Raw genomic sequence first — 23,820 nt, forward strand, 5'->3', positions numbered from 1 at the left:
GGAGGATGAAACATGCAGATTGAAATGAAAGACATTCATAAAGCATTTGGAAAAAACCAGGTGCTGTCAGGTGTTTCCTTTCAGCTCATGCCTGGCGAGGTTCACGCATTAATGGGAGAAAACGGCGCCGGCAAGTCCACGCTTATGAACATTTTGACAGGCCTGCACAAAGCAGATAAAGGTCAAATCAGCATAAACGGAAACGAAACGTATTTTTCCAATCCAAAAGAAGCGGAACAGCATGGAATAGCCTTTATCCATCAGGAATTGAATATCTGGCCGGAAATGACCGTTCTTGAGAATCTATTTATCGGTAAAGAGATATCCTCCAAGCTGGGCGTCTTACAAACAAGAAAAATGAAAGCGCTAGCAAAAGAGCAATTTGACAAACTCTCCGTCTCTCTTTCTCTTGATCAAGAAGCCGGCGAATGTTCCGTCGGACAGCAGCAAATGATCGAAATCGCAAAAGCGCTTATGACAAATGCCGAGGTCATCATTATGGATGAACCGACCGCAGCGTTGACTGAACGTGAAATCAGCAAGCTCTTCGAGGTCATTACAGCGTTAAAAAAGAACGGCGTCTCCATTGTCTATATTTCGCATCGCATGGAAGAAATTTTTGCGATTTGCGACAGAATTACCATCATGCGTGACGGAAAAACGGTAGATACAACAAACATCTCAGAAACTGATTTTGATGAAGTCGTCAAAAAAATGGTCGGCCGGGAGCTGACTGAACGATATCCAAAACGCACTCCTTCTCTCGGTGACAAAGTATTCGAGGTGAAAAATGCTTCCGTAAAAGGGAGTTTTGAGGACGTCAGCTTTTATGTTCGTTCCGGTGAAATCGTCGGTGTTTCAGGATTGATGGGAGCCGGCCGGACAGAAATGATGAGAGCGCTGTTCGGCGTTGACAGGCTGGACACGGGTGAGATATGGATCGCTGGGAAAAAAACGGCTATTAAGAACCCGCAGGAAGCCGTGAAAAAAGGTCTCGGCTTTATTACAGAGAATCGCAAGGATGAAGGGCTCCTGCTCGACACCTCGATCCGCGAAAATATTGCCCTGCCCAATCTGTCCAGCTTCTCACCAAAGGGTCTCATTGATCATAAGCGGGAGGCTGAATTTGTCGATCTGTTAATCAAACGCCTCACTATCAAAACAGCATCACCGGAAACGCACGCACGCCATTTATCAGGAGGAAACCAGCAAAAAGTGGTGATAGCCAAGTGGATCGGCATCGGACCGAAAGTGCTTATCTTGGATGAGCCAACCAGAGGTGTGGATGTTGGCGCCAAACGAGAGATTTATACGCTGATGAATGAGCTGACCGAACGCGGCGTCGCTATCATCATGGTGTCATCAGAGCTGCCTGAAATTCTGGGAATGAGCGATCGGATTATCGTTGTCCATGAAGGCAGAATCAGCGGAGAAATCCATGCGCGAGAAGCAACACAAGAACGAATTATGACACTTGCCACGGGAGGGCGGTAATATGAAAACGGAACAACTGCAAACAGAACAAAAACGGATTCACTTCGACGGAGTCATGCAAAAACTCGGCCCGTTTCTTGGTTTATTTATTCTCGTTATCATTGTATCTATTTTAAATCCCAGCTTTCTTGAACCGCTGAATATTTTAAACCTGCTTCGCCAGGTCGCCATTAACGGATTAATCGCGTTCGGGATGACCTTTGTCATTTTGACAGGCGGCATTGATCTTTCTGTTGGCGCTATTCTTGCCCTGTCCAGTGCTTTAGTTGCGGGGATGATTGTGTCCGGTGTCGATCCGGTTCTCGCGATCATCCTTGGCTGTATCATTGGTGCCGTACTAGGCATGATCAACGGATTATTGATTACTAAAGGAAAAATGGCGCCCTTTATCGCCACGCTTGCGACCATGACTGTGTTTCGCGGACTGACGCTAGTGTATACAGATGGAAATCCGATTACCGGACTTGGCACAAACTACGCTTTTCAGATGTTCGGACGCGGTTACTTTTTAGGCATTCCTGTACCGGCAATTACGATGGTTCTTGCCTTTGTCATCCTTTGGGTGCTTCTTCATAAAACACCATTCGGACGCCGAACGTACGCTATCGGCGGCAACGAAAAAGCCGCGCTCATTTCAGGCATCAAAGTGACGCGCGTGAAAGTGATGATCTATTCTTTAGCCGGGCTTTTATCCGCTCTTGGAGGTGCCATATTGACTTCCCGCCTGCATTCGGCCCAGCCGACTGCGGGAGAATCGTACGAACTTGATGCTATCGCGGCAGTCGTCTTAGGAGGGACAAGTCTTTCTGGCGGCCGCGGACGCATTGTCGGCACTTTGATCGGGGTCCTGATCATCGGCACACTTAATAACGGGCTTAATCTGCTTGGCGTTTCATCATTTTATCAGCTGGTTGTCAAAGGGATTGTTATCTTAATTGCGGTATTATTAGACCGCAAGAAGTCAGCTTAGGAGGGTTTTCACATGAAAAAGGCTGTATCCGTCATTTTAACGTTATCATTATTTTTGTTAACCGCCTGTTCGCTTGAGCCTCCCCAATGGGCAAAGCCGTCAAACTCGGGGAACAAAAAGGAATTCACCATTGGCTTGTCCGTCTCAACACTTAATAATCCTTTTTTTGTCTCATTAAAAAAGGGTATCGAAAAAGAAGCTAAAAAACGGGGAATGAAAGTCATCATTGTTGATGCACAAAATGATTCATCGAAACAGACGAGTGACGTGGAAGATTTAATTCAGCAAGGTGTTGATGCATTATTAATCAACCCGACTGATTCTTCGGCGATCTCAACGGCAGTAGAATCTGCAAACGCAGTCGGTGTGCCCGTCGTAACAATCGATCGATCTGCCGAACAAGGAAAAGTTGAAACCCTCGTTGCTTCCGATAATGTAAAAGGTGGTGAAATGGCCGCGGCGTTTATTGCCGACAAACTTGGAAAAGGAGCAAAGGTGGCAGAGCTTGAAGGCGTCCCCGGCGCATCTGCCACACGGGAACGCGGCTCAGGATTCCATAACATCGCAGACCAAAAACTCCAAGTTGTCACAAAACAATCAGCTGACTTTGACCGCACGAAAGGCCTGACTGTCATGGAAAACCTGCTGCAGGGACATCCTGATATCCAAGCTGTTTTTGCTCACAACGATGAAATGGCGCTCGGTGCTCTCGAGGCAATTAACAGCTCGGGGAAAGACATATTGGTGATCGGTTTTGACGGCAATAAAGATGCGCTCGCTTCCATTAAAAACGGAAAGCTGTCAGCCACCGTCGCTCAGCAGCCTGAATTAATCGGTAAATTGGCTACAGAAGCAGCAGATGATATTTTGCACGGGAAAAAAGTGCAAAAAACAATATCCGCGCCTCTCAAACTAGAAACACAAAAATAATTGTCTGATGTTTAGGAACCTGCGATAACGTGAATAGAGATATAGAATGAATTATTTCTCTTACGTGAGGAGAGGAACGGCATGAACAAACCAACAAAACTATTTTCAACATTAGCACTTGCGGCTGGAATGACTGCGGCGGCTGCTGGCGGCGCTGGCACGATCCATGCTCAACAGCCAGAAACAACGGTAAGCATTGATGATTTATACAGTTATCCGATTGATTCTTATTTGGTATCAGCAGAGGCTCTAAATGTCAGAACGAAGGCTTCCGCATCAAGCCAAAAAGCCGATACGCTGCACTTAGGAGATAGCCTAAAGCTGATTTCCTTCTCAAATGCTGACTGGGCAAAGGTTCAGTATAAAAACGGAAAAATAGGATTTGTCTCCACTCATTACATTGTAAAAGCAGCGACAACGGTAAAAACCAAAACAAAAACAAAAGTATATACATCCGCTGATGGAAAGAGCATTAAGACTCTTCCAGCAGACACAAGCGTTTCTTTTTTAGGCTGGAGTAAAACGAATAAAGGCGGTTTTGATTTTGATTGGGTATTCGTTGATTACGGCGGTGCGACAGGTTATATGAAAACAAAGGATTTACACATGACAAAATAACTGAGAGGGATTCCGCATTTATGCGGAACCCCTTTTATTATGAATTGATTTGTCACATTCCCAAGATATTTCTCAGGAAATATTGTCGTATGCTGTGTCGAAACCTTACATGATCATCGACATTTTTGTTCACGCTAAAAAGCGGAGGTGTAAATATGGATCAATTTGAAGCAGCATATGAATCGTATAAAGCCCGGCAAACAACTGCCGATCAAGAAAATGTTCCATCTGGAAAAGAAGAAATTATTGCGGTTAGAAGAAATGAGGAAGACAATATTATCGCAGTGAAAACCAATACAGGAAGAGAGCTCGACTACCCTACTGCGCTGTCAGAAGCAAAATCAGGAAAACTCGCTCATGTTGATGTCTTCCATAAATACGGGCGTGACATTTTGCGAAGTGAACCGGACGGCATCAAGGAAAATAACCTGTCTGAGCTGCCGGATTTTTAAACAAATACAGCCCTGCCGTATGTTGGACAGGGCTGTATTTTAAACAAAAGGCTGCTGGATGTATTCGGCTAACCGTTTTGCACTGTGAGAAATATCCTCTGCAGCTGCATAATTCACGCCATAGAACACATATGGAGGCAGATACTTCATGCCGATCAGATTACTCGTGGCCTGAAATGGTTTCAATAGCTCACTGATCGAGTAATGATTTGCTCCGCCCGCTTGATATTTTTCCGCTTCGCTCCCTGTTGATACAGCCAGCATCAGCTCCTTGCCATGCAAGGCATTTCCTTCTGAACCAAAAGCCCAGCCGTAAGTCAGCACAAGATCCTGCCATTTTTTCAAGAGCGACGGAGAGCTGTACCAATATAGCGGGAATTGAAAGACAATCCGATCGTATTCCTCGCACAGCTGCTGTTCCTTCGCAACATCTATCGCTTCATTCGGGTATTCCTTATAAAGATCCCGTACTGTGATATTGTCATGTTTGCTCAATTCTTCAGCCCACGTCTTATTGACAACTGAGGTCTCCATATGTGGATGAACTGCCAAAACCAATATTTTCATCAGACCACACCTTTACTGTTTTGATGTTATTTTATCTAAAATCAGGAAAAGAGCCAAATAAAAAGAAAGCCCTGCTAAAAGGGGCTTTCTTTTTTTCTTTTATTCAGGACTTCCTTCAGTTGTTTCGATATCTTTCGCAAAATCAGGGTTATCCAGATTCGCATTAAAGAAATCCGCTGTGTTCGGAAGTCTGAGATTCATGTTCATTTTTTGAGAAATCGTAACCGTGCAATCCTCAAGCACATAGTCAAAAACGTGTCCGCCTGAATTGCGTCCTTCGTCAATGAAGTGCAGGTGATAGCCTGAAACGGCGATTCCGTTTGCGTAAGCTGGTGTCAAGAAACCTACGATTGTTCCTCTCACGTTGTCGAAGTTGAAAATCGGCTGTGTTTTGACCGCTTCAACCATTGGCACGTAAGGTTTTTCTTGAAGTTCTACTGTTCTTGTCTGCACCTTTTTAAACAATCCGTCAATGCGAATTGCATAAAATAAGTTTCTGCTTGGCAGCATGCTGTTGATCTCTTTTTCAAAGTCTTCGCGTGTCATTTTCGCATCAATTTTGTGCGTCATGTCCGGTGTAAAGAACGTAAATGAACAGAACGGTGAACGGTCTCCATTTTGGACCGGTGTCGCGGTTCCGTCTGAGCGAAGACGGTAAAATTCGCCGTCAAACCCAATCAGCTCTCCGTCAAGCTTGTTAAAGGTTCCGATACCGAAGTCTCCATATTTCGGAATCTCTGACAGTTCAAAATCTCCGTCATATACTCCGTCTAATAGAGAAGTCATTGTTGATACTTGATAAATCTGGCTCACAGGCTGATCTTTTTGACCACGGCTGAGCACTTGAATGTTGCTTTCTCGTTTCATATTTCCCTTCACTCCTTTTATTTAGTGCTGTTCATAAAACAGTGTCGTGATGCGCAGAGTGCTAGAGAGCTTTCGTTTTCATGAGTTCCCCGAATTCTTTCGGAAGCTTGTCACTTGCTAAATTAATGTTATCACTGTAGTCAACCGGGACATCGATGATGACAGGACCTTCAGCGTTCATGCCTTGACGCAGAACATCTGCCAGCTGGTCTGGTGATTCTACGCGCAAGCCAGTTGCTCCGAAGCTTTCCGCATATTTCACGATATCGATATTTCCGAAATCGACCGCAGATGTACGGTTATATTTTTTCAATTGCTGGAATGCAACCATGTCATATGTGCTGTCGTTCCATACAATGTGTACAATTGGTGCTTTTAGTCGAACTGCTGTCTCTAATTCCATTGCTGAGAATAAGAAACCGCCGTCACCAGAGACAGAAACCACTTTTTCTCCCGGTTTCACCAATGAAGCGCCGATTGCCCAAGGAAGCGCAACGCCGAGTGTTTGCATACCGTTACTGATCATTAATGTTAACGGCTCGTAGCTGCGGAAATAACGTGACATCCAAATGGCGTGCGAACCGATATCGCAAGTTACTGTAACATGATCATCGACTGCATTACGCAACTCTTTAACGATTTCAAGAGGGTGCGCTCTGTCTGATTTCCAATCTGCAGGCACCTGCTCACCTTCATGCATATATTGTTTTAAATCAGAAAGGATTTTCTGCTCACGCTCTGCAAATTCTACTTTCACAGCATCGTGTTCGATATGATTGATCGTGGACGGAATGTCACCGATCAATTCAAGATCAGGCTGGTAAGCATGATCAATGTCAGCGATAATCTCGTCTAAATGGATAATTGTCCGGTCTCCATTGACATTCCAGAATTTCGGATCATATTCAATCGGGTCATAGCCGATCGTCAGAACAACATCTGCCTGCTCTAGCAGTAAATCGCCAGGCTGGTTGCGGAACAAACCGATACGGCCAAAATACTGATCCTCTAAATCTCTAGAAAGGGTACCGGCAGCTTGATATGTTTCAACAAATGGAAGCTGAACCTTTTTCAAAAGCTTGCGAACCGCTTTAATTGCTTCCGGTCTTCCGCCTTTCATGCCGACCAAAACGACAGGAAGTTTTGCTGTTTGGATTTTTGCTATGGCCGCACTGATTGCATCATCTGCTGCAGGACCGAGTTTTGGCGCTGCAACAGCACGCACGTTTTTCGTATTTGTGACTTCATTCACAACATCTTGCGGAAAGCTCACAAAAGCGGCCCCAGCCTGCCCTGCTGACGCTATCCTAAATGCATTTGTAACAGCTTCCGGTATATTTTTTACATCTTGAACTTCTACACTGTATTTTGTAATCGGCTGGAATAGCGCCGCATTATCCAAAGATTGATGTGTCCGTTTTAAACGATCTGCACGGATCACGTTTCCAGCAAGCGCAACGACAGGGTCTCCTTCAGTGTTCGCTGTCAGCAGGCCTGTTGCCAAGTTAGAGGCACCCGGTCCTGATGTGACTAACACGACTCCCGGTTTTCCAGTTAAACGGCCGACTGCTTGGGCCATGAATGCTGCGTTTTGTTCGTGCCGGGCAACGATAATTTCAGGTCCTTTATCTTGTAAAGCGTCAAATACCGCATCAATTTTTGCACCTGGAATGCCAAATACATGTGTGACACCTTGCTCCACTAAGCAATCAACAACAAGCTCCGCCCCTCTGTTTTTCACAAGGGATTTTTGTTCTTTTGTTGCTTTTGTCAACACCCTCACTCCTTATTATGCATTTTAAACGTAAAATTTTAAATATCTTGTGATAAGTTTCACTATACACTCTTTGGAAATTGACCTCCAATATCGATTCGCCTTATGATTAATATGTAATACGAATTATTAACCTATGGAAAGGAATGCATATTGAATGGAGCTTCGCCATCTTCAATACTTTATCGCAGTAGCCGAAGAGCTTCATTTCGGAAAGGCTGCCCGGCGGCTGAACATGACGCAGCCTCCTCTCAGCCAGCAGATCAAACAGCTGGAGGAAGAAGTCGGAGTTACGCTTCTGAAAAGGACAAAACGATTTGTCGAGCTTACCGCAGCAGGAGAAATCTTTTTAAATCATTGCCGCATGGCATTGATGCAAATCGGACAAGGAATTGAACTGGCACAGCGGACGGCCCGCGGCGAGCAAGGCCTTCTCGTAATCGGTTTTGTCGGATCAGCTACATATGAATTTCTGCCGCCGATTGTCCGGGAATATCGTAAAAAATTCCCATCTGTGAAAATAGAACTGCGTGAAATATCCTCGTCTAGGCAGCAGGAGGAGCTACTAAAGGGCAACATTGATATTGGTATACTTCATCCTCCCTTACAGCATACAGCTTTACATATCGAAACCGCCCAAAGCAGCCCTTGTGTTTTAGCTTTGCCTAAGCAACACCCATTGACTTCTAAGGAATCAATTACGATTGAGGATTTAAGAGATGAACCAATTATTACTGTTGCTAAAGAAGCATGGCCTACTCTATACATGGATTTTATTCAGTTCTGTGAACAAGCGGGCTTCAGACCCAACATTGTCCAGGAAGCCACAGAATATCAAATGGTGATTGGTTTAGTCAGTGCCGGAATTGGTATGACATTTGTTCCTTCCTCAGCCAAAAAATTATTTAATTTGGATGTTACTTATCGAAAAATGGACCAAATACAGCTTAATGCAGAATGGGTTATCGCTTACCGCAAAGACAATCATAATCCGCTTATAAAGCATTTTATTCATATTTCAAATTGTCAGCAGACAAGAACTAAAGAGAGTGATGCAGGTACATGAACAATACTTGCAATCTCTTTTTTCTTTTGGGATTCTTATGGAATTTTTATTAATTTAATATAATCGCTTAGTACAACTTTATATCAGTATACGTATACATACAGTACAAATAGTTGGCAAGGACATCAGTAAGCGCAGGACATTAGTTTGATTTTAAAAATGAAAGATAGAGAGGTGAAGTAAATTATTGAGTTCACCGGCATATTCACATTGCTCGCTTTTTTCGTAACAATGATTTTTATTTTCTGGAGACCAAAAGGACTAAATGAAGCTATCCCCGCCACATTTGGCGCTTTAATGGTTTTATTGTGCGGAAGTGTGTCATTGGCAGACTTAGGGGAAATCGGAACAAAAGTCACGGGTGCATCGGTTACAATCCTTGCCACTATGATTATGGCCATTGCACTAGAAAGCTTTGGTTTCTTTTATTGGGTGGCTGCAAAACTGCTCCAACAATCCAAGGGTTCAGGCATCAAGCTTTTTTGGCTAACCAATTTGCTCTGCTTTCTCATGACCATTTTCCTGAATAATGATGGGAGCATTTTGATCACAACTCCAATCCTTTTGCTTGTACTAAAATATTTAGGTTTAAAAAAACATCAAAAAGCCCCATATTTATTAAGCGGTGTTTTAATAGCCACAGCCTCTAGCGCACCGATTGGCGTAAGTAATATTGTTAATTTAATTTCTCTCAAAATCATTGGAATGGATCTATATCTTCACACCGCCATGATGTTTGTCCCTAGTATGATGGGACTCATTTTTATGACTTGTCTACTGTTTATGTTCTTTTATAAACGTCTTCCCAAAAGCCTGCCAGATATACCGGGCCATTTTCAGTCTCTGCGGCATAGAAGGTACCATCCTCTTCATTCGCCATCAGCTCCTTTACCAGAACGAAATCAAACAAAAATCATGTTGTTTGTGCTTGCATTTGTTTTTCTCGTCAGAATGAGTCTATTTGCAGCATCATATACCGGTATTTCTGTTCCTCTAGTCGCTGTCATCGGATCTTTTATCCTGTTGAGCTGGAGATGGATTTATTTCAAAACCTCCCCAAGAGACTTGTTATATAAATCGCCTTGGCACATTTTTATATTCGCTTTTACTATGTATGTCTTAATTTATGGTCTGCATAATATTGGATTCACAGAGTTACTTGTGAATTATTTTGAACCTGTGGTTTCTGGAAGCCTCGCCCATGCAACTTTCGCATCAGGTATCTCTACTTCAGTTTTTTCTAATCTCTTTAACAACCATCCAGCGTTAATGATCAGTACTTTTACCTTAACTGAAATGACCCTGAATCCTTCAGCAACAAAAATCATCTACTTGGCCAATATTATCGGCAGTGATATCGGTTCATTATTATTACCTATGGGAACCTTAGCAACGCTTATTTGGATGCATATATTAAAACAGCATGATGAAAGTATTTCATGGGGCGAATATATAAAAACGACCATTATCATCATTCCGCTGACTGTTCTTTTTACGTTAACATGTTTATATTTTTGGATCAGTTGGTTATTTCTTTAGCACAGTATGAAACGAAAAACTGCCTTCTGCTATTCAAGAGGGCAGTTTTGTATACACTAGGGAAGATGCATTGTCTTTAGATGATTTAACTTCCAAATGACTGGCTCTCCACTTGCGTTAATAAGCTCAATTATATTATTAGAGACATCCTTTAATAGACCAACTTTTTCTGGCACCTCTCCCATATCAAATATGACCAATTCACCAATATTTTTTTTGATCTGCTCCTCAAAATTACGCACAAGAGGAACTTTGGAAGGCACGACCGGCAATTGTGAGTTGTCAAGAGTATACGGTGTTTGTTCAGTTGAATAAGGGGTAAACCATTTTAAATGATGCATAGATATAAAAAGTATTTTAAATACGGGTGAGAAAAATACAATATAATCGTTTAAAACATTTGTAACATACCCATGGATCGATCGACCCCCAGTTACATAAACTTCAATAAACTGGCCTTTGACCTTGTTTAATGTATTTCTATATGAAAAAGCTTGAGTTTCTGCCTCTATGGATGGATCTTCCGGATTGATCAAAAATGGCTTCTCAGTACTGGTCATTATTTTCGCCTTGTTTATTTGATGAAGATGCAACAAGGGAATATAAAGATAATTGCAGCCATCAAAAATAACAAAAATATCCTGTCCGGTATCTATGAGGGTGCCGACAAACCTTGTATCTCCTGAAATGACAACCTCAACATCTGTGTTAAGGAATTGATTCAAACCTTTCACGATTCTCCTCCTTTAACTGAAAAAGGGCATCACTTAATCTGATGCTCCTCCATTATCTATTAAAATTTACGTTTCCAGTGATAGTCTATCGTTCTGACAATCGTTTCATAGCTATAATCATCCTTTTGTTTTTCTGAACTTTTGAAGGAACTTGAATAACCTGGTGATCTTGATGATTGATAATCTGATGATCTTGGTGATCGTTTAGATGATTTTGATGATTGATAATCTGAAGATTTTAATGATCGTTTAGATGATTTTGAAGAACTTTTTGAACGTGACGAACGGCCAGATTTGGATGATTGATAATCCGAAGATTTTAGTGATCGTTTAGATGATTTTGAAGAACTTTTTGAACGTGACGAACGACCAGATTTGGATGATTGATAATCTGAAGATTTTAGTGATCGTTTAGATGATTTTGATGAGCTATATGATTTTGAAGAAATGAACGAATTGCTGTCCTTATCATTATTGTCTTCCTGGTTTTGTTCATTTTTTTGATCCTCTTTTTTGTACGACCCTTTTGGACCTAAGCTGATGCTTTTTATGTGAAAAGGATAGATGCGAAGCACCTCTTGATTTTTCACTATAGTATAATGGCCGTCGGCATTATCTACAAGGATACCCTCAATGGCTTCCGGACCTCCACGATTAATTGAAACCCATTTATGAGTCAGACTCTTAAAAACCTCGCTTAAATCATCAGCTTCCAAAACTCCAACTGGCGTCTGCTCTTCTATTTTCAAATCAGGCTCGTGTTTACTTATACTTTTGATGTGATGGATATTAAAATACACTACCCCATCCTCATTTGTGTTTAACGCAGCGTAATCATCTCCCAGCCAGACCAATCTTCCTTTTTTAGATTCCGGACCCCCTTGGTTAAATTGAACTGATTGGTTTATTAAATGTCCGATTAAGCTATGAAAATCATCAGCATCGAGCATTTCCTCAGTCTCAATTGTTGTGGTGCTATTATTGGTATCCTCAGTAATACTTTTCACATGCTCCAACTGATAATAAATTATTTTTTTTTCAGCTTGTAAAGCTATATAATCTGATTTTACAGCTGTTAATTTTCCTTTTTTAGATTCCGGACCTCCACGATATACAGTAACAATTTTATCTTTCATTGAGTGCAAAAAGTTATAATACGATATTTCATTATTTGAATGATATTTCATTCTCCTCTTGCTCATTCAAATTCCTCCTAGTCACTTATACATAGATGATAAACATACTGCATATATACGTGTCACATTTATTTGTTGAACTAATTCAATAGCCTAATTGTCGCTTTTTCCGCGAATACCCATTTTCACGCATTCATAAAATACTTAAATGATCTTTGAGGTATTGTGAACGGTTTTTAATATACTCGCAGATCACATCCGGCTCACGGTCAAAACGCTCAATATCATTCTTTTTATACGGGTCCATGAGGACAAACGGCCTAATCCGTTCATACATCGCCATGATTTTCGGTTCCATATATTCTATTGTAAAAAGAGATTGGAGCGTTTTTTCTAACAGGCGCTTGTAGGACTTGCGAAACTCGGATTCATCCAATATCCGGGCGGTTAGTGTATTAAATCCTTGAATTCTTACATAATCGGCAGCCATCCGCTCTCCATGGATATCCCTGCCCCAAGTCGCATCATAATCCCAAGGAATCACCTCAAATAATCCGGTTTCCCCGCTTCTGTATAATGCGTAGTTGTGGACAAACCCGTCATAGTTCGAGGTGAATACAATACCAGCAAGCCAGCGCAAATACTTATCGACATCCACGTGTTTTGTCACTTCTGACTTAAACTGAGCTTTAGGGACCGTATTAATTTTAAAAATCATATCCTGTAAATAAAAATCATCTTCCTCAGTCCCTGTTTTCTTTTCATATCCAAGCTCCAGCGATGTTTTCGTTTCCCTTTCTAAATCGCTCATCAGAGAAAAGTTGGCATCATCATCCACCGCATAAAAAATCGCGCCATCAGCCAGCTTCCTTTTCGCCAAATAATATTCATCTACGGATTCAAGTTCAAGATAAACCCCTTCATTCTTCCCATTCATCTTTACAAACACAAACTCTGCCTTTGGAGACAGTGTCCCTAGCTCCGAGAAAAAATCCAGAGACAATTTGTTTCTCATCAAGGAAGGGTCTTTATACTCCGCATTTAAGTGAATCTCTCGCGCGCCGCGGAATGTTTTCGGCTGATAAAAGGAAATATGGTATGACTTCTTTTTGAAGTCTCTGATATGTGATCCCCGATAAGCGATATCAATATCCAGCCTTTTTTGATTTACCTTCATCACAGCTGGCACCGGATCATCGTCCCATATATCCTTTTTTAATTCACGCAAGTCTTTTGGATGAACAAACAGCTGATAAAGCGGTAAATTGGATTGATTCTTCATCCATAATCCTCCTTACAAATTTTAGGCTTTTATTTTTATAAGATCTCAGCGGAACACTTATACACTTTTTAAAACCGCGCGTACTATGAGGGTAGTAAGGATCTTCATCCTTAACATATTTTTAAAAGGAGGATTTCAAATTGGGCCACTATTCCCATTCTGACATCGAAGAAGCGGTGAAATCCGCAAAAAAAGAAGGTTTAAAGGATTATTTATACCAAGAGCCTCATGGAAAAAAACGCAGTCATAAAAAGTCGCATCGCACTCACAAAAAATCTCGCAGCCATAAAAAATCATACTGCTCTCACAAAAAATCTCGCAGTCACAAAAAATCATTCTGTTCTCACAAAAAATCTCGCAGCCACAAAAAATCATACTGCTCTCACAAGAAATCTCGCAGCCACAAAAAATCGTACCGTTCTCACAAAAAATCTCGCAGCTATAAAAAATCTTACCGTTCTTACAAAAAATCTCGTAGCTATAAAAAATCTTGCCGTTCTTACAAAAAATCTCGCAGCTACAAAAAGTCTTACTGTTCTCACAAGAAAAAATCTCGCAGCTATAAGAAGTCATGCCGCACACACAAAAAATCTTATCGTTCCCATAAGAAATACTACAAAAAACCGCACCACCACTGCGACGACTACAAAAGACACGATGATTATGACAGCAAAAAAGAATACTGGAAAGACGGCAATTGCTGGGTAGTCAAAAAGAAATACAAATAATCTAAGTTTTCATTGTTTCAATAGGCTGCCGGCGGAGGTACGGAAGCCTATTTTTTTATTTGCCCTGTATTAGATATATGTCATGACATAACATATGCAACCCGCATCATTTGGTTTCCTTTAAACCATTTCGTTATAATCAAGGTATCCTAACGATAAAGGCGGTTGTTGCTATGTACATATTTCAAGCTGATCAGCTTAGTGCCAAAGACACATACAAGCTATTGTCAGGTACCGTTATTCCCCGCCCCATTGCATTTGTGACAACACTTTCTTCAGGAGGAGCGGTCAATGCCGCGCCTTTCAGTTTTTATAACGTCGTCAGCTCAGATCCTCCGCTTCTCAGTATTTCTGTTAACAGGACGGAAGGACGCCAAAAAGATACAGCACGAAACGCAGTGGAGAACGGAGAATTTGTCGTTCATGTCAGTGATGAAGCCATCATTGAAAATATCAATGAAACAGCTGCAAGCTTAAGGCCGGATGAAAGCGAGCTTACACGCACCTCGCTTCATCCTGTTGAAAGCAAAGCTGTTTCAGTTCCCGGCATTAAGGAAGCCCGCGTTCGCTTTGAGTGCAAATTAGAGCGGCATATTACCTTTGACAATGATCAAGGCATCACTACAGCAGATCTGCTCATCGGAAGAGTTGTCTGCTTCCACCTAGATGAAAAGGTGTATGATGCAGAAAAGGGATATATTTTAACGGATGAATTAAAGCCTGCCTCACGATTGGCGGGAAATCACTATGCCAAGCTGGGGGAAGAATTCACACTGATTCGTCCCAGCTGAAGAGAAGGACTATTTAAATAGAAGAAACTAGTCAAAAAGACCTTATGATTACAAAATATCGCCTGTAAATAACTGAAAAAATATCAAAAAAAAGAACACCCAGAGCAAGCTCGGGGTGTTCTTTTATGAAACGTTTTTCCTTTTTCTTCGTATAAAGGTAGATTAGGAGGAATTGGAATGACAAACTTTTGGATTTTAATGCTGATCGCTATTACCATCAGTCTCGCCTCTCAATTTTTTATAAAGAAAAAATACGGTATTGATAAATCCGGCTGGCGATATAAGCATGTCAGCAATACACACAAATGGATCGAAATCACTTTACTTATTTTGTTTGTGTTTTCACTCTCCTTTTTTCCAGTTGAATATTTGCTTCTTTTATTTTTTATTGTGATTGACTCAATACGAATTTTTATGGAGTGGCATTATAGACCTGAAGATAAACAGTATATGTACCACATTGTAGAGGTCTCCCTTATGTTTGTGCTTTTGATTTATATTTGTACCCTATAGTTATTTAAATCCCCACAGCCGCTCCGTCTCCCCGAGGATCGGCTCCGCCTTGGAGAAAGCCTTCTTCATCAACTTTGATTGCAGCCGCGTGTCCCATCAGCGGATCATAGTCACCGACAACCTCCACGAGATGCCCGCTGTCTTTCAGTTTTTGGATTGTTTCGTCTGTGAATCTGCCCTCGACTCTGAGACCTTCGTATTCCTCTCCCCACGTTCTGCCCCATACCCAGCGCGGTTCGCTGATTGCCTGCTTTGGATGCATTCCGTAGTCCAGCATTCGGGTAATGATGGCCGTCTGAGTCTGCGGCTGGCCTTCGCCGCCTTGTGTGCCGTACAGAATTTTTGGCTTTCCGCCTTTACAGACCATAGCCGGCATCAACGTATGGAAGGTGCGCTTTCTCGGTTCAAGCGTGTTGACATGATTTTCATCCAGTGAGAAAAATGATCCGCGGTTTTGCAGTAATATGCCTGTATCACCGGCAGTGACTGCCGAGCCAAATTCAAAGTACAGGCTTTGAATGAATGACACTGCGTTGCCATCCGCATCGATTACGGCCGCATATGCCGTATCACTTCCCACCGGCCTGCTTTCTGCCGGTTCTGCCAGATAGCCGATTTCTCCCGCCAATCGTTTCGCATAATTTTTATCCAAAAGCCTTTCAAGCGGAATGTCAGCAAACGCAGGGTCAGTCAAAAAGGCATTCCGATCTACAAAACTCTTTTTCAGCGCCTCCACAAGCACATGATAATACTCAAATGAACCGTGCTCGATTTGGGTGAAATCATAGTTTTCCAAAATGTTCAGTGTTAATAAACCGGTAAATCCCTGAGAATTCGGCGGCGCCTGATACACACTGTATCCTCGATAATCACTTGATACAGGCGCTGCCCACTCACCCCGATGCGCTTTAAAATCATCGATTGTCATGTAACTGCCGTTATTCTGTAAATGTGAGACAATCCGCTGAGCGAGATCTCCTTCATAAAATGCGCTTCTTCCTTTTTCAGCAATCAAGTTCAGACTGTCTGCAAGCTCTTTTTGCACAAACCGCTCTCCCGGGACAGGTGCTTTGCCCCTTCTCGTGAAGATGTCAGCCGTGTAAGGCGTGGAAGCCAGCAGTTCAATATTCTTTTCTGTGTGACGACACTGATCAGCTGATACAGGAAACCCATTTTGGGCATAATCGCGTGCGGGCTCCAATACATCTGCAAGAGACAGACGCCCGTACTCCTTCAGGACCGCATCCCAGCTATCAACCATTCCCGGCACGGTAATGGCACTGTCAATTCCCCGCAGCGGAATCGCGCTTTTTCCCTTATATACATCTCTCGTTACGTTTTTTCCTGAACGGCCGCTGCCATTGTAGACTTTTACTGCCTTTGTTTCCTGGTGAAAGGTCAGCCAAAAGGAATCCCCGCCAAGTCCGGTCATATGCGGGTACACAACCGCAAGACAAGCACTCACCGCAACAGCGGCGTCAAACGCGTTGCCTCCCTTATCCAGTATGCGGTTTCCGGCTTGAGAAGCGAGGTAATGCGGACTGACGACCATTTGCTTTGTACCGATGACAGATTTGTTCATCACAAGTCCCCTTTTTTAAGAAATTTTCTTCAGTATAGGGAGCCTGATTTTTCACTTCTACTGATCCGGCAGAAAAACTGACGAAATTTCTTCTTTTCGCAAATAATAAGATATTTTTTCGTTCATTTCGAAAACAAATGGAAAATTATTATTTCGATACGTAACTTTTATGATAAAATGATTGCTAAAAGGCTACGAAAGCAGGTGGAGCAATTGAGTCATGAATATCAAATCCCCAACCTTGTACTTGATGAGACTGATAAACAAATTCTCACGATTTTGCATGAAGAAGGCAGAATTTCTTATACGGATCTTGGCAAAAGAGTCGATTTGTCACGGGTCGCCGTGCAGGCCCGTATCAACCAATTAATTGAAGCTGGTGTTATTGAAAAATTCACCGCTGTCATCAATCCCGCTAAAATCGGCATTCATGTTTCCGTGTTTTTCAATGTCGAGGTAGAACCGCAATTTTTAGAAGAGGTCGCTCTTAAGCTTGAGGAAGAGCCTGCGGTCACCAGCCTTTATCACATGACAGGCCCAAGCAAGCTGCATATGCATGGGATCTTTGCCAACGATCAAGAAATGGAAGAATTCTTAACAAAACGGCTGTATCCATTGCGAGGCGTCGTCAGTGTTGATTGCCAGATGCTGATCAAACGATACAAAAGCCGTATGGGAATGAAGCTGTAAAGGAGAGAAACGAATGAAAAACCATCCTTATCGGGATATGACGGCCGCAATGGTTCGCACCGGCATATTAGGGTTCGGCGGCGGGCCTTCCGTGATTCCGCTGATCCGCCATGAAGCGGTCAATAAATATAAATGGATTGACGATGATGAATTCGGAGAAATATTAGCAATCGCTAATGCGCTTCCCGGACCGATTGCCACCAAAATGGCTGCTTATCTGGGCTTTAAGCTAAAAGGCACATTAGGTGCAGTTGTGGCGACTCTCGCCCACATTCTGCCTACATGTCTTGCGATGGTGGGCTTGTTTGCGGCTGTAAATGTGTTAAGCCATTCAGCAATTGTTGCAGGTATGATTGGTGCCGTCACGCCGGTAATTGCGGTCATGCTCGGAATCATGGCGTACGAGTTTGGCCAAAAAGCGCTTAAAGGTTTCGGCTGGGTCACCGGCATCCTGTTTTTTATCATCGCTTTTATCGGCCTGCAAACTTTACAGATTAATCCCGGCCTTGTCATTATCATTTTCTTAGCGTACGGGGCGTTTCATTTTAAACTGAAAGACAAAATCACAAATAAACATTCAAAAGATAAAGGAATGTCAGCCTCATGATATCGATCTATTTATTTATGGCGTTTTTTATCGCAAACCTACTGGGATATGGCGGCGGACCTGCGTCTATCCCGCTAATGTTTGAAGAAGTCGTAAACAGATACAGCTGGCTCTCAAACGATCAATTCTCAAATATGCTCGCACTTGCGAACGCATTGCCGGGCCCGATCGCCACGAAAATCGCTGCGTATGTCGGCTACAGCGCAGGCGGGTGGCCCGGCTTCCTAATTGCCCTGATCGCAACCGTCGTACCGTCGGCGCTCGCATTGATCGTCCTGCTGCGCATCATCCAGCGCTTCCGCCAATCACCTGTCATCAAAGGCATGACGCTGTCCGTCCAGCCTGTCATCGCGGTCATGATGCTCATTCTTACCTGGCAAATCGGCGCAGACGGCATCAAAGCGATCGGCTGGATCCAATCGATCGTGATTGCGGGAATTTCGCTCCTTGCCATGACAAAATTCAAAATGCATCCGGCATTTTTGATTATCGCGGCGTTTTTATATGGGGGCCTTGTGATCCCTCATTTATAGAAAAAAGCACCTGGACAGGTGCTTTTTTATTTTGGCCCAGAAATGCCGTTTGATATGACAGCTGTTTCTTCTCCTGCGTCACTCTTGATGATGTGCTTGACTTGCAGCGTGGTTCCTGCCATTCTCACAGATTGCTTCAACTCGGACGAATTGGTTTCAACTTGTATCCAAACAGGAGGCTGGACCTTCCAAAATAAATAGAGTGCAAGAATCAGCAAGCCAGCAATGACCGACAGCAAAAACTTCATATCGCATCGCTTCTTTTCAGTAAGCGGCCCGCAGCGGACAGCGCCTGATGATCACGAAGAATATCGCCTGGACGATTGCCTTCTCCCAGCACATAGCCTTTAAAGGACATTCCCATAAAATGAAAAATATGTTCGAATTGCTGAATCAGCGGCAGCCCTTTTATTTTTGGATTGTCTCCGCCCACTGCTATTACATATGCCTGTTTCACTGACATTTGCTGTTTAAAATCAGGAAATCTCGGATCTCTCAACGTCTGTGACCAGCGATCAATAAACAGCTTTAATGTCCCTGACATGCCAAACCAATAAATTGGGGTGGCGAATACAAGAATATGGCACTGCAATATCCGTTCAATGATAGAATCGTAGTCATCTTGAACAGGACGAAAGCCGCCTTGGGCGTGACGCAGATCTTCAATTGGCTGAATTCGATATTTCTGCAAATAAATGTGCTCCGCATCGAATCCTTGAACAGCCTTCTCCGCAAGAACATCCGTATTTCCGCCAGACCGAGTTCCGCCGTTAATAACCGCAATTTTCATGATGCATCTGCTCCTTTGTTTACGAATGATTTTCTTCATCTTATAATGGATTCATCAATCAAGACAGATGATTATTTCGATTAATCCAATCGCTAAAACCGATTTAGAAAGGAAGAGAACAAGTGGAATTGAAGCAGCTGATCACCTTTATTACGGCGGCAGAACATGTAAACTTCACCCTAACCGCCAAAATGCTTAATTATGCACAATCAAGCGTTACCTCTCAGATCAAATCACTTGAAGAAGAAATTGGGACGCCTTTATTTGAACGGCTCGGCAAGCGGCTTATCTTGACAGAAGCAGGAAAAACGTTCAAATCTTATGCACAGAAGATCATTGCGTTAACAGAAGAAGCGAAAATGGCCACAAATCAAGTAAGAGAAACAACCGGAACCTTAAAAATCGGGGCGACAGAAAGCCAGTGCACATACCGCCTGCCCCCTATCATAAAAGAATTTAAACAGGCTTTTCCCCAAGTAAAGCTCATATTCAAACCATATATCTCCAATGAACAAGCGAAAGAACAGCTCTTACAGGGCCAGCTTGATATCACCTTCATCTTGGATGTGAACCGGATGGAAGACGCACTGCACGTTGAATCTTTGATTCAGGATGAGATCAAAATGGTGGCTGCTAATGACCACCCTTTTCCTGCGGATTTACCAATAACATTGAAGGATCTTCAAAACGAAACTCTTCTGCTGACAGAGGACGGCTGCTCGTACCGCACGCTCTTTGAGAACAATTTGCATGACTCCGGTGTCTATCCTAACAAATTGGAATTCGTCAGCATAGAAGCCATCAAACAATGCGTGATGGCCGGACTTGGGATTGGAATCTTGCCTGAAATGACAGTAAAAGATGATATTGCAGCAGGCCGGATGAAAGAACTCAATTGGCAGAGCGATTGCCCCGTTTTCACTCAATTAGCATGGCATAAGGACAAATGGATGTCTGCGCCATTAAAGGCTTTTATCGATTTGACACGGAAAACATTCAAATAAAACCTCTCCACAAGGACGACAAGGTTTTTGAGACCAGGAAAGCACACACATACAAAAAAACACTTGATGACTTAGAGCCCCAAGTGTTACATGTGATTTTTCTGATAAAACGTTCGCAAAACATGCGTCTCAAGGTCAGCCAGGCGGACAGGGATCGGCAGCCTGCTTTCTTGATTGATCAAGCTCATCGTGATCTGATAGCTGCTGTCTAAATCAATATAATTACCGCAAGACAAGAAAATAGGCTTCACGTCCCCCCGCGTTCGCAGCGCCCGGCCATATACCTCGCCGTCAATGAGAATATCGGTGTATGCACCGACTTCATTTTCAGGCATCACGAAATCATAGCCTTTGATTTTGAGATAGGTTTTCGCAATCCCAATCGTCGGCTTGCCCAGAAAAAAAGCCGCATGGGTGGCAACGCCCATATGATTGTAATGCAGATATCCGTTGCCATCAAACAAGAAGACATCCGGCTCCGTCTCCAGCTTTTTCGCCGCCTCGATGATCAAAGGCAGCTCGCGAAACGCAAGAAAACCGGAAACATACGGCACGCTGATTCTCCCCATGCTGTGCACTTTTTCAATGACTTCTTTTGTATCAGCGTCAATCACGATAATACTGCACACTCCGTATGGTTCTCCGTTCTGCTCCCAATAGGCGAGATCGACGCCTGCGCAGGTGTTGATGGAGTCTAGGTTGATGGAGGTGGATAGGTTGATTTTATGGATAAGGGATTGTTGTGTTTTTACAAATTCTTCTCTGTTTAGGTTGAAAGAATGTATTTGTTTAACATGCATCTAAAATCAATCCTACCTCCTGTTAACTAGTGTCTGTTTTTCTTTGTATTCATTTTTACTTTGAAAACTTACAACTCCAGGTTCTGCAAACTTTATTAATAGTTCTAATTAAATGTTTAACTACATTTCATTATTCGTAACTTTGTTTAATATAAATTCTATATTTTTAACTATTTCAATATGGCTATTTGTCTGAAATTCATATATGGGTTGATCCCAATCCTCATTTTGCATCATAACTAGTTGATAAAATCCATTAGCATCCGCATCTGGATACCAACCTAAATCAAGTAAGTAATTTTTACGAGAGTATGTTAATTGCATTAAATCTTGTGAAAAAAACAACCATTTTTCATCGTCTGGTGCTAGGTTTTTCGGATCAATTTCTCTAAAACTGTTTTGATTTATGGTCCATCCTTTTGGAATCCTTAAGGGTTGTAAACTTATTTCTGGCATTTTTTTTATCTTTCTCATAAAAGCCTCCTATTACTTATCAATACCAAGTTGTTTTAAATACTTATCTAATCGACTTCCAGCAATCGGATGACCATGATATTCACCACCAGAAAACTCCGCTCTAATCCAGCTTGTTGGTGTACCTAGATCATAACCGACTGTTTTTCCTGCATCATAAATGAAATAATAGTTGTTATTTCCATTATCAATAATATGACCTTTTAGAAGTGCCTCTTTTTCTAAAGCTTTGTTATTCACATCTGGTAAGTACTGAGCAGCTTTTTTACCTGTCATACTAAAACGTTTTGCTTCTTCAGGTGTTTTAGCCTTAACATGTTTATGGCCATGCGGAGTAAACGAAGCATTATTAAGCATCGTTCTAAATTCTTTACGACCATAATATCCATCGTGCGCTACTTTATCGTGATTTTTAGAAATGTTAGGACTATGAGAGCTTCCCTTACGACCGCCATCACTAACCATCTTCACAATCCCAAGATCCTTAACAGCCGTCTTTTCCACATCTACACGTACTGTCGGGATTCCGAATGTGAAGCCCTCCGGAGTTACTGGGCGTTCTGCGTACACGCGGACGTTTGTTGGGACTTTGAATTGTTTTACTTTCTCTAGTGTTTTGTTTGCTTTTTGGACTTTTGAATGGGTTGCAAGCGGGATGCCTTTATCAATATGTTTCGCCAGTGCACCGGCTCCAACCAAACTCAGCACAGCTTCCAGCGCCCCCTGCTTCCGCTTCTCCTCAGACACTTTGTTTCCAAACATATCCCGTCCCGTGACGGCTTCTGAGAATCCGTTTGACGCAACAAGGCCGTATGCGCCCATTTCTGTCATTTTGAGAATGTCTAAGGATTTGCCTGTTTTGTAGGCATCTAAAGCGTGTTCAGCCGCGATAGCAGCTTTTCCGGTTTTGTAGATGGCTTTTCCGCCTTTGAAGGCGCGGCCTGCCCAGCCGACGACTGGTATAAATCCGGCTGCGGCCATAGCTCCTGCTGTCACACGTTCTGCGGTGGAGAGTTTTTCTCCGGTAACCGGATCAACGCCTTCAGTTGCTCTTTTATAATCATAATAGCCAGTGACTTCTCCAGTAAAGTTGCAAACTCCATCCCATGTTTTTTCGTACCATGGTTTGTTTGCTTCTTCCTCGGCTTTTTCCTGGAGACGTCTTGCTTCTGCTTGCTGGGATTTTGCATCGATATAGGTTGTTCCTTGATTTTCTACTTCAATCACGCTTTTGTAAACTTCATTGCTGTGGAAGGCTTTTTTGTCATAGTACATAGGGGATGCGCTCTTCCCATTGCTGGTGGCCTGCATGAGAACAGAATATTTGGTGAGCACTGCGTTGTCCAGAGATTCTAAATTTTGATATTCAGTGGTCAGGGATTCATCAAGCTTATCGACAGCTGTGATCGTGTCACGTCTGACTTTTTGGGCATCGCCCATCTTATCTGCATACTCGTCAAGCGTGTACATGTCGAGATCAATAATATCGCTGATGCCTGACAAAATAGAATCGATTTCTTCTTTATGAGCGGAGACTATCTCTGAGGCTTTCAGGTCTCCATTGGGCAGCTCATGATCCAAAAATGAAGTTTCCACATATGAATCATTGAGTTCTTGATCTTTAATATCTCCTGAAATGCCGTTTAAAAACGCAATTTGAGCAGAGACAAGCGTCAGCCAGCTGTCTACGATTTCCGCCTGCCCCTGAAAAAAATCTTTAATATTGTCCGCGCCTTTTCCTTTAAAATTGTCGCCTAAATCTGCAACTCCCTGAAACGCTTTTTTCAGCGTATTCAGCTGCTCTTCAAGCGTCTCATATTGCTTTTTTCTGCTCTTCGCTTCTTCGATTAAAGATTTTGATTCAAATACTTTACTCATC

26 protein-coding genes are annotated in these 23,820 nt (G+C 42.6%); 14 read left to right on the forward strand and 12 right to left on the reverse strand.

The annotated features are described in order from the left end of the window. Nucleotides 1-12 precede the first annotated feature (12 nt). The 5 genes from rbsA (at nucleotide 13) to NST79_RS18765 (ending at nucleotide 4,464) form a co-directional block, all read left to right on the forward strand. On the forward strand, nucleotides 13-1,494 hold the full coding sequence (rbsA, locus tag NST79_RS18745) for a ribose ABC transporter ATP-binding protein RbsA (RefSeq protein WP_014478164.1): 1,482 nt from the start codon (nucleotides 13-15) through the stop codon (nucleotides 1,492-1,494). A gap of 1 nt (nucleotide 1,495) precedes the next feature. Further along, entirely contained in the window at nucleotides 1,496-2,464 is a 969-nt protein-coding gene (rbsC, locus tag NST79_RS18750; protein ID WP_017696600.1) for a ribose ABC transporter permease RbsC, read from the forward strand. Between the two features lie 12 nt (nucleotides 2,465-2,476). Then, complete coding sequence (gene rbsB / locus NST79_RS18755; protein WP_032727000.1) at nucleotides 2,477-3,394, forward strand: ribose ABC transporter substrate-binding protein RbsB; 918 nt, start codon at nucleotides 2,477-2,479, stop codon at nucleotides 3,392-3,394. A gap of 81 nt (nucleotides 3,395-3,475) precedes the next feature. After that, complete coding sequence (locus NST79_RS18760; protein WP_017696599.1) at nucleotides 3,476-4,012, forward strand: SH3 domain-containing protein; 537 nt, start codon at nucleotides 3,476-3,478, stop codon at nucleotides 4,010-4,012. A 155-nt stretch (nucleotides 4,013-4,167) separates the two neighbouring features. Continuing rightward, a complete protein-coding gene (locus tag NST79_RS18765; RefSeq protein ID WP_003243460.1) occupies nucleotides 4,168-4,464 on the forward strand; it encodes a DUF3892 domain-containing protein in 297 nt (98 codons plus the stop codon). Between the two features lie 39 nt (nucleotides 4,465-4,503). Here the strand turns inward: NST79_RS18765 and NST79_RS18770 are convergent, their stop codons facing one another. The 3 genes from NST79_RS18770 to alsS form a co-directional block, all read right to left on the reverse strand. Then, complete coding sequence (locus NST79_RS18770) at nucleotides 4,504-5,031, reverse strand: NAD(P)H-dependent oxidoreductase (RefSeq protein WP_167408488.1); 528 nt, start codon at nucleotides 5,029-5,031, stop codon at nucleotides 4,504-4,506. A gap of 99 nt (nucleotides 5,032-5,130) precedes the next feature. After that, nucleotides 5,131-5,898 carry an acetolactate decarboxylase gene (gene budA / locus NST79_RS18775; protein ID WP_003244457.1) on the reverse strand — a complete coding sequence of 256 codons (768 nt, stop codon included), beginning with the start codon at nucleotides 5,896-5,898 and terminating at the stop codon, nucleotides 5,131-5,133. 61 nt (nucleotides 5,899-5,959) lie between these two features. After that, the gene (gene alsS / locus NST79_RS18780) at nucleotides 5,960-7,672 is read right to left on the reverse strand and encodes an acetolactate synthase AlsS (RefSeq protein WP_014478171.1); all 1,713 of its coding nucleotides are present in this window, start codon (nucleotides 7,670-7,672) and stop codon (nucleotides 5,960-5,962) included. 157 nt (nucleotides 7,673-7,829) lie between these two features. Between alsS and alsR the strand changes: the two genes are divergently transcribed. Together alsR and NST79_RS18790 are read left to right on the forward strand one after the other, a co-directional pair. Further along, the gene (alsR, locus tag NST79_RS18785; protein ID WP_003227859.1) at nucleotides 7,830-8,738 is read left to right on the forward strand and encodes an acetoin biosynthesis transcriptional regulator AlsR; all 909 of its coding nucleotides are present in this window, start codon (nucleotides 7,830-7,832) and stop codon (nucleotides 8,736-8,738) included. Nucleotides 8,739-8,948: 210 nt separating this feature from the next. Further along, nucleotides 8,949-10,277, forward strand: a complete 1,329-nt coding sequence (locus tag NST79_RS18790) for an arsenic transporter (RefSeq protein ID WP_074794331.1) — start codon at nucleotides 8,949-8,951, stop codon at nucleotides 10,275-10,277. Nucleotides 10,278-10,333: 56 nt separating this feature from the next. Here NST79_RS18790 and NST79_RS18795 read toward each other — a convergent pair whose 3' ends face one another. The 3 genes from NST79_RS18795 to cotH all read right to left on the reverse strand — a co-directional run bounded on the left by NST79_RS18795 (nucleotide 10,334) and on the right by cotH (nucleotide 13,429). Next, nucleotides 10,334-11,011: a DUF2642 domain-containing protein gene (locus NST79_RS18795; RefSeq protein WP_042975554.1), complete on the reverse strand. Its 678-nt coding sequence runs from the start codon at nucleotides 11,009-11,011 to the stop codon at nucleotides 10,334-10,336. Between the two features lie 59 nt (nucleotides 11,012-11,070). Further along, nucleotides 11,071-12,213 carry a spore coat protein CotB gene (gene cotB, locus NST79_RS18800; protein WP_212060630.1) on the reverse strand — a complete coding sequence of 381 codons (1,143 nt, stop codon included), beginning with the start codon at nucleotides 12,211-12,213 and terminating at the stop codon, nucleotides 11,071-11,073. Between the two features lie 127 nt (nucleotides 12,214-12,340). Beyond that, nucleotides 12,341-13,429: a spore coat protein CotH gene (cotH, locus tag NST79_RS18805; protein WP_015251067.1), complete on the reverse strand. Its 1,089-nt coding sequence runs from the start codon at nucleotides 13,427-13,429 to the stop codon at nucleotides 12,341-12,343. A 140-nt stretch (nucleotides 13,430-13,569) separates the two neighbouring features. Between cotH and cotG the strand changes: the two genes are divergently transcribed. The 3 genes from cotG (at nucleotide 13,570) to NST79_RS18820 (ending at nucleotide 15,461) form a co-directional block, all read left to right on the forward strand. Continuing rightward, nucleotides 13,570-14,157, forward strand: a complete 588-nt coding sequence (gene cotG / locus NST79_RS18810; RefSeq protein ID WP_010886627.1) for a spore coat protein CotG — start codon at nucleotides 13,570-13,572, stop codon at nucleotides 14,155-14,157. Nucleotides 14,158-14,330: 173 nt separating this feature from the next. After that, nucleotides 14,331-14,948, forward strand: coding sequence for a flavin reductase family protein (locus tag NST79_RS18815; protein WP_212060629.1), 618 nt, complete (start codon nucleotides 14,331-14,333; stop codon nucleotides 14,946-14,948). Nucleotides 14,949-15,125: 177 nt separating this feature from the next. Continuing rightward, complete coding sequence (locus NST79_RS18820) at nucleotides 15,126-15,461, forward strand: DUF4181 domain-containing protein (RefSeq protein WP_128738312.1); 336 nt, start codon at nucleotides 15,126-15,128, stop codon at nucleotides 15,459-15,461. 4 nt (nucleotides 15,462-15,465) lie between these two features. On the opposite strand, the gene ggt is transcribed toward NST79_RS18820, so the two are convergent. Further along, nucleotides 15,466-17,043, reverse strand: a complete 1,578-nt coding sequence (gene ggt, locus NST79_RS18825) for a gamma-glutamyltransferase (RefSeq protein ID WP_212060628.1) — start codon at nucleotides 17,041-17,043, stop codon at nucleotides 15,466-15,468. Nucleotides 17,044-17,256: 213 nt separating this feature from the next. Between ggt and chrS the strand changes: the two genes are divergently transcribed. Genes chrS through chrA form a run of 3 tightly spaced genes read left to right on the forward strand, consistent with a single transcriptional unit; the run spans nucleotide 17,257 to nucleotide 18,873 of the window. Next, entirely contained in the window at nucleotides 17,257-17,733 is a 477-nt protein-coding gene (gene chrS / locus NST79_RS18830; protein ID WP_014478181.1) for a chromate efflux transcriptional regulator ChrS, read from the forward strand. A gap of 13 nt (nucleotides 17,734-17,746) precedes the next feature. Further along, entirely contained in the window at nucleotides 17,747-18,340 is a 594-nt protein-coding gene (gene chrB, locus NST79_RS18835; protein WP_015251064.1) for a chromate efflux transporter subunit ChrB, read from the forward strand. After that, nucleotides 18,337-18,873 carry a chromate resistance efflux protein ChrA gene (gene chrA / locus NST79_RS18840; RefSeq protein ID WP_014665634.1) on the forward strand — a complete coding sequence of 179 codons (537 nt, stop codon included), beginning with the start codon at nucleotides 18,337-18,339 and terminating at the stop codon, nucleotides 18,871-18,873. Before chrB ends, chrA begins: the two co-directional genes overlap by 4 nt. A 26-nt stretch (nucleotides 18,874-18,899) precedes the next feature. Here the strand turns inward: chrA and NST79_RS18845 are convergent, their stop codons facing one another. Both NST79_RS18845 and NST79_RS18850 read right to left on the reverse strand, forming a co-directional pair. Beyond that, a complete protein-coding gene (locus NST79_RS18845; protein ID WP_032722655.1) occupies nucleotides 18,900-19,121 on the reverse strand; it encodes a hypothetical protein in 222 nt (73 codons plus the stop codon). Further along, entirely contained in the window at nucleotides 19,118-19,663 is a 546-nt protein-coding gene (locus NST79_RS18850; RefSeq protein ID WP_032722656.1) for a flavodoxin family protein, read from the reverse strand. The genes NST79_RS18845 and NST79_RS18850 overlap by 4 nt, the downstream gene beginning before the upstream one ends. 122 nt (nucleotides 19,664-19,785) lie before the next feature. Between NST79_RS18850 and NST79_RS18855 the strand changes: the two genes are divergently transcribed. Continuing rightward, nucleotides 19,786-20,667: a LysR family transcriptional regulator gene (locus NST79_RS18855; protein WP_029726024.1), complete on the forward strand. Its 882-nt coding sequence runs from the start codon at nucleotides 19,786-19,788 to the stop codon at nucleotides 20,665-20,667. Between the two features lie 86 nt (nucleotides 20,668-20,753). Here NST79_RS18855 and NST79_RS18860 read toward each other — a convergent pair whose 3' ends face one another. The 3 genes from NST79_RS18860 to NST79_RS18870 all read right to left on the reverse strand — a co-directional run bounded on the left by NST79_RS18860 (nucleotide 20,754) and on the right by NST79_RS18870 (nucleotide 23,819). Beyond that, nucleotides 20,754-21,467, reverse strand: coding sequence for an endonuclease V (locus NST79_RS18860; protein ID WP_015251060.1), 714 nt, complete (start codon nucleotides 21,465-21,467; stop codon nucleotides 20,754-20,756). A gap of 120 nt (nucleotides 21,468-21,587) precedes the next feature. Continuing rightward, complete coding sequence (locus NST79_RS18865; RefSeq protein WP_014481129.1) at nucleotides 21,588-21,941, reverse strand: hypothetical protein; 354 nt, start codon at nucleotides 21,939-21,941, stop codon at nucleotides 21,588-21,590. A 12-nt stretch (nucleotides 21,942-21,953) separates the two neighbouring features. Further along, nucleotides 21,954-23,819, reverse strand: a complete 1,866-nt coding sequence (locus NST79_RS18870) for a T7SS effector LXG polymorphic toxin (RefSeq protein ID WP_212060305.1) — start codon at nucleotides 23,817-23,819, stop codon at nucleotides 21,954-21,956. Between the last annotated feature and the right edge of the window lies 1 nt (nucleotide 23,820).

The organism is Bacillus sp. PS196 (genome assembly GCF_037963555.1).
In the GTDB taxonomy this organism is placed as follows: Bacteria; Bacillota; Bacilli; order Bacillales; family Bacillaceae; genus Bacillus; species Bacillus subtilis.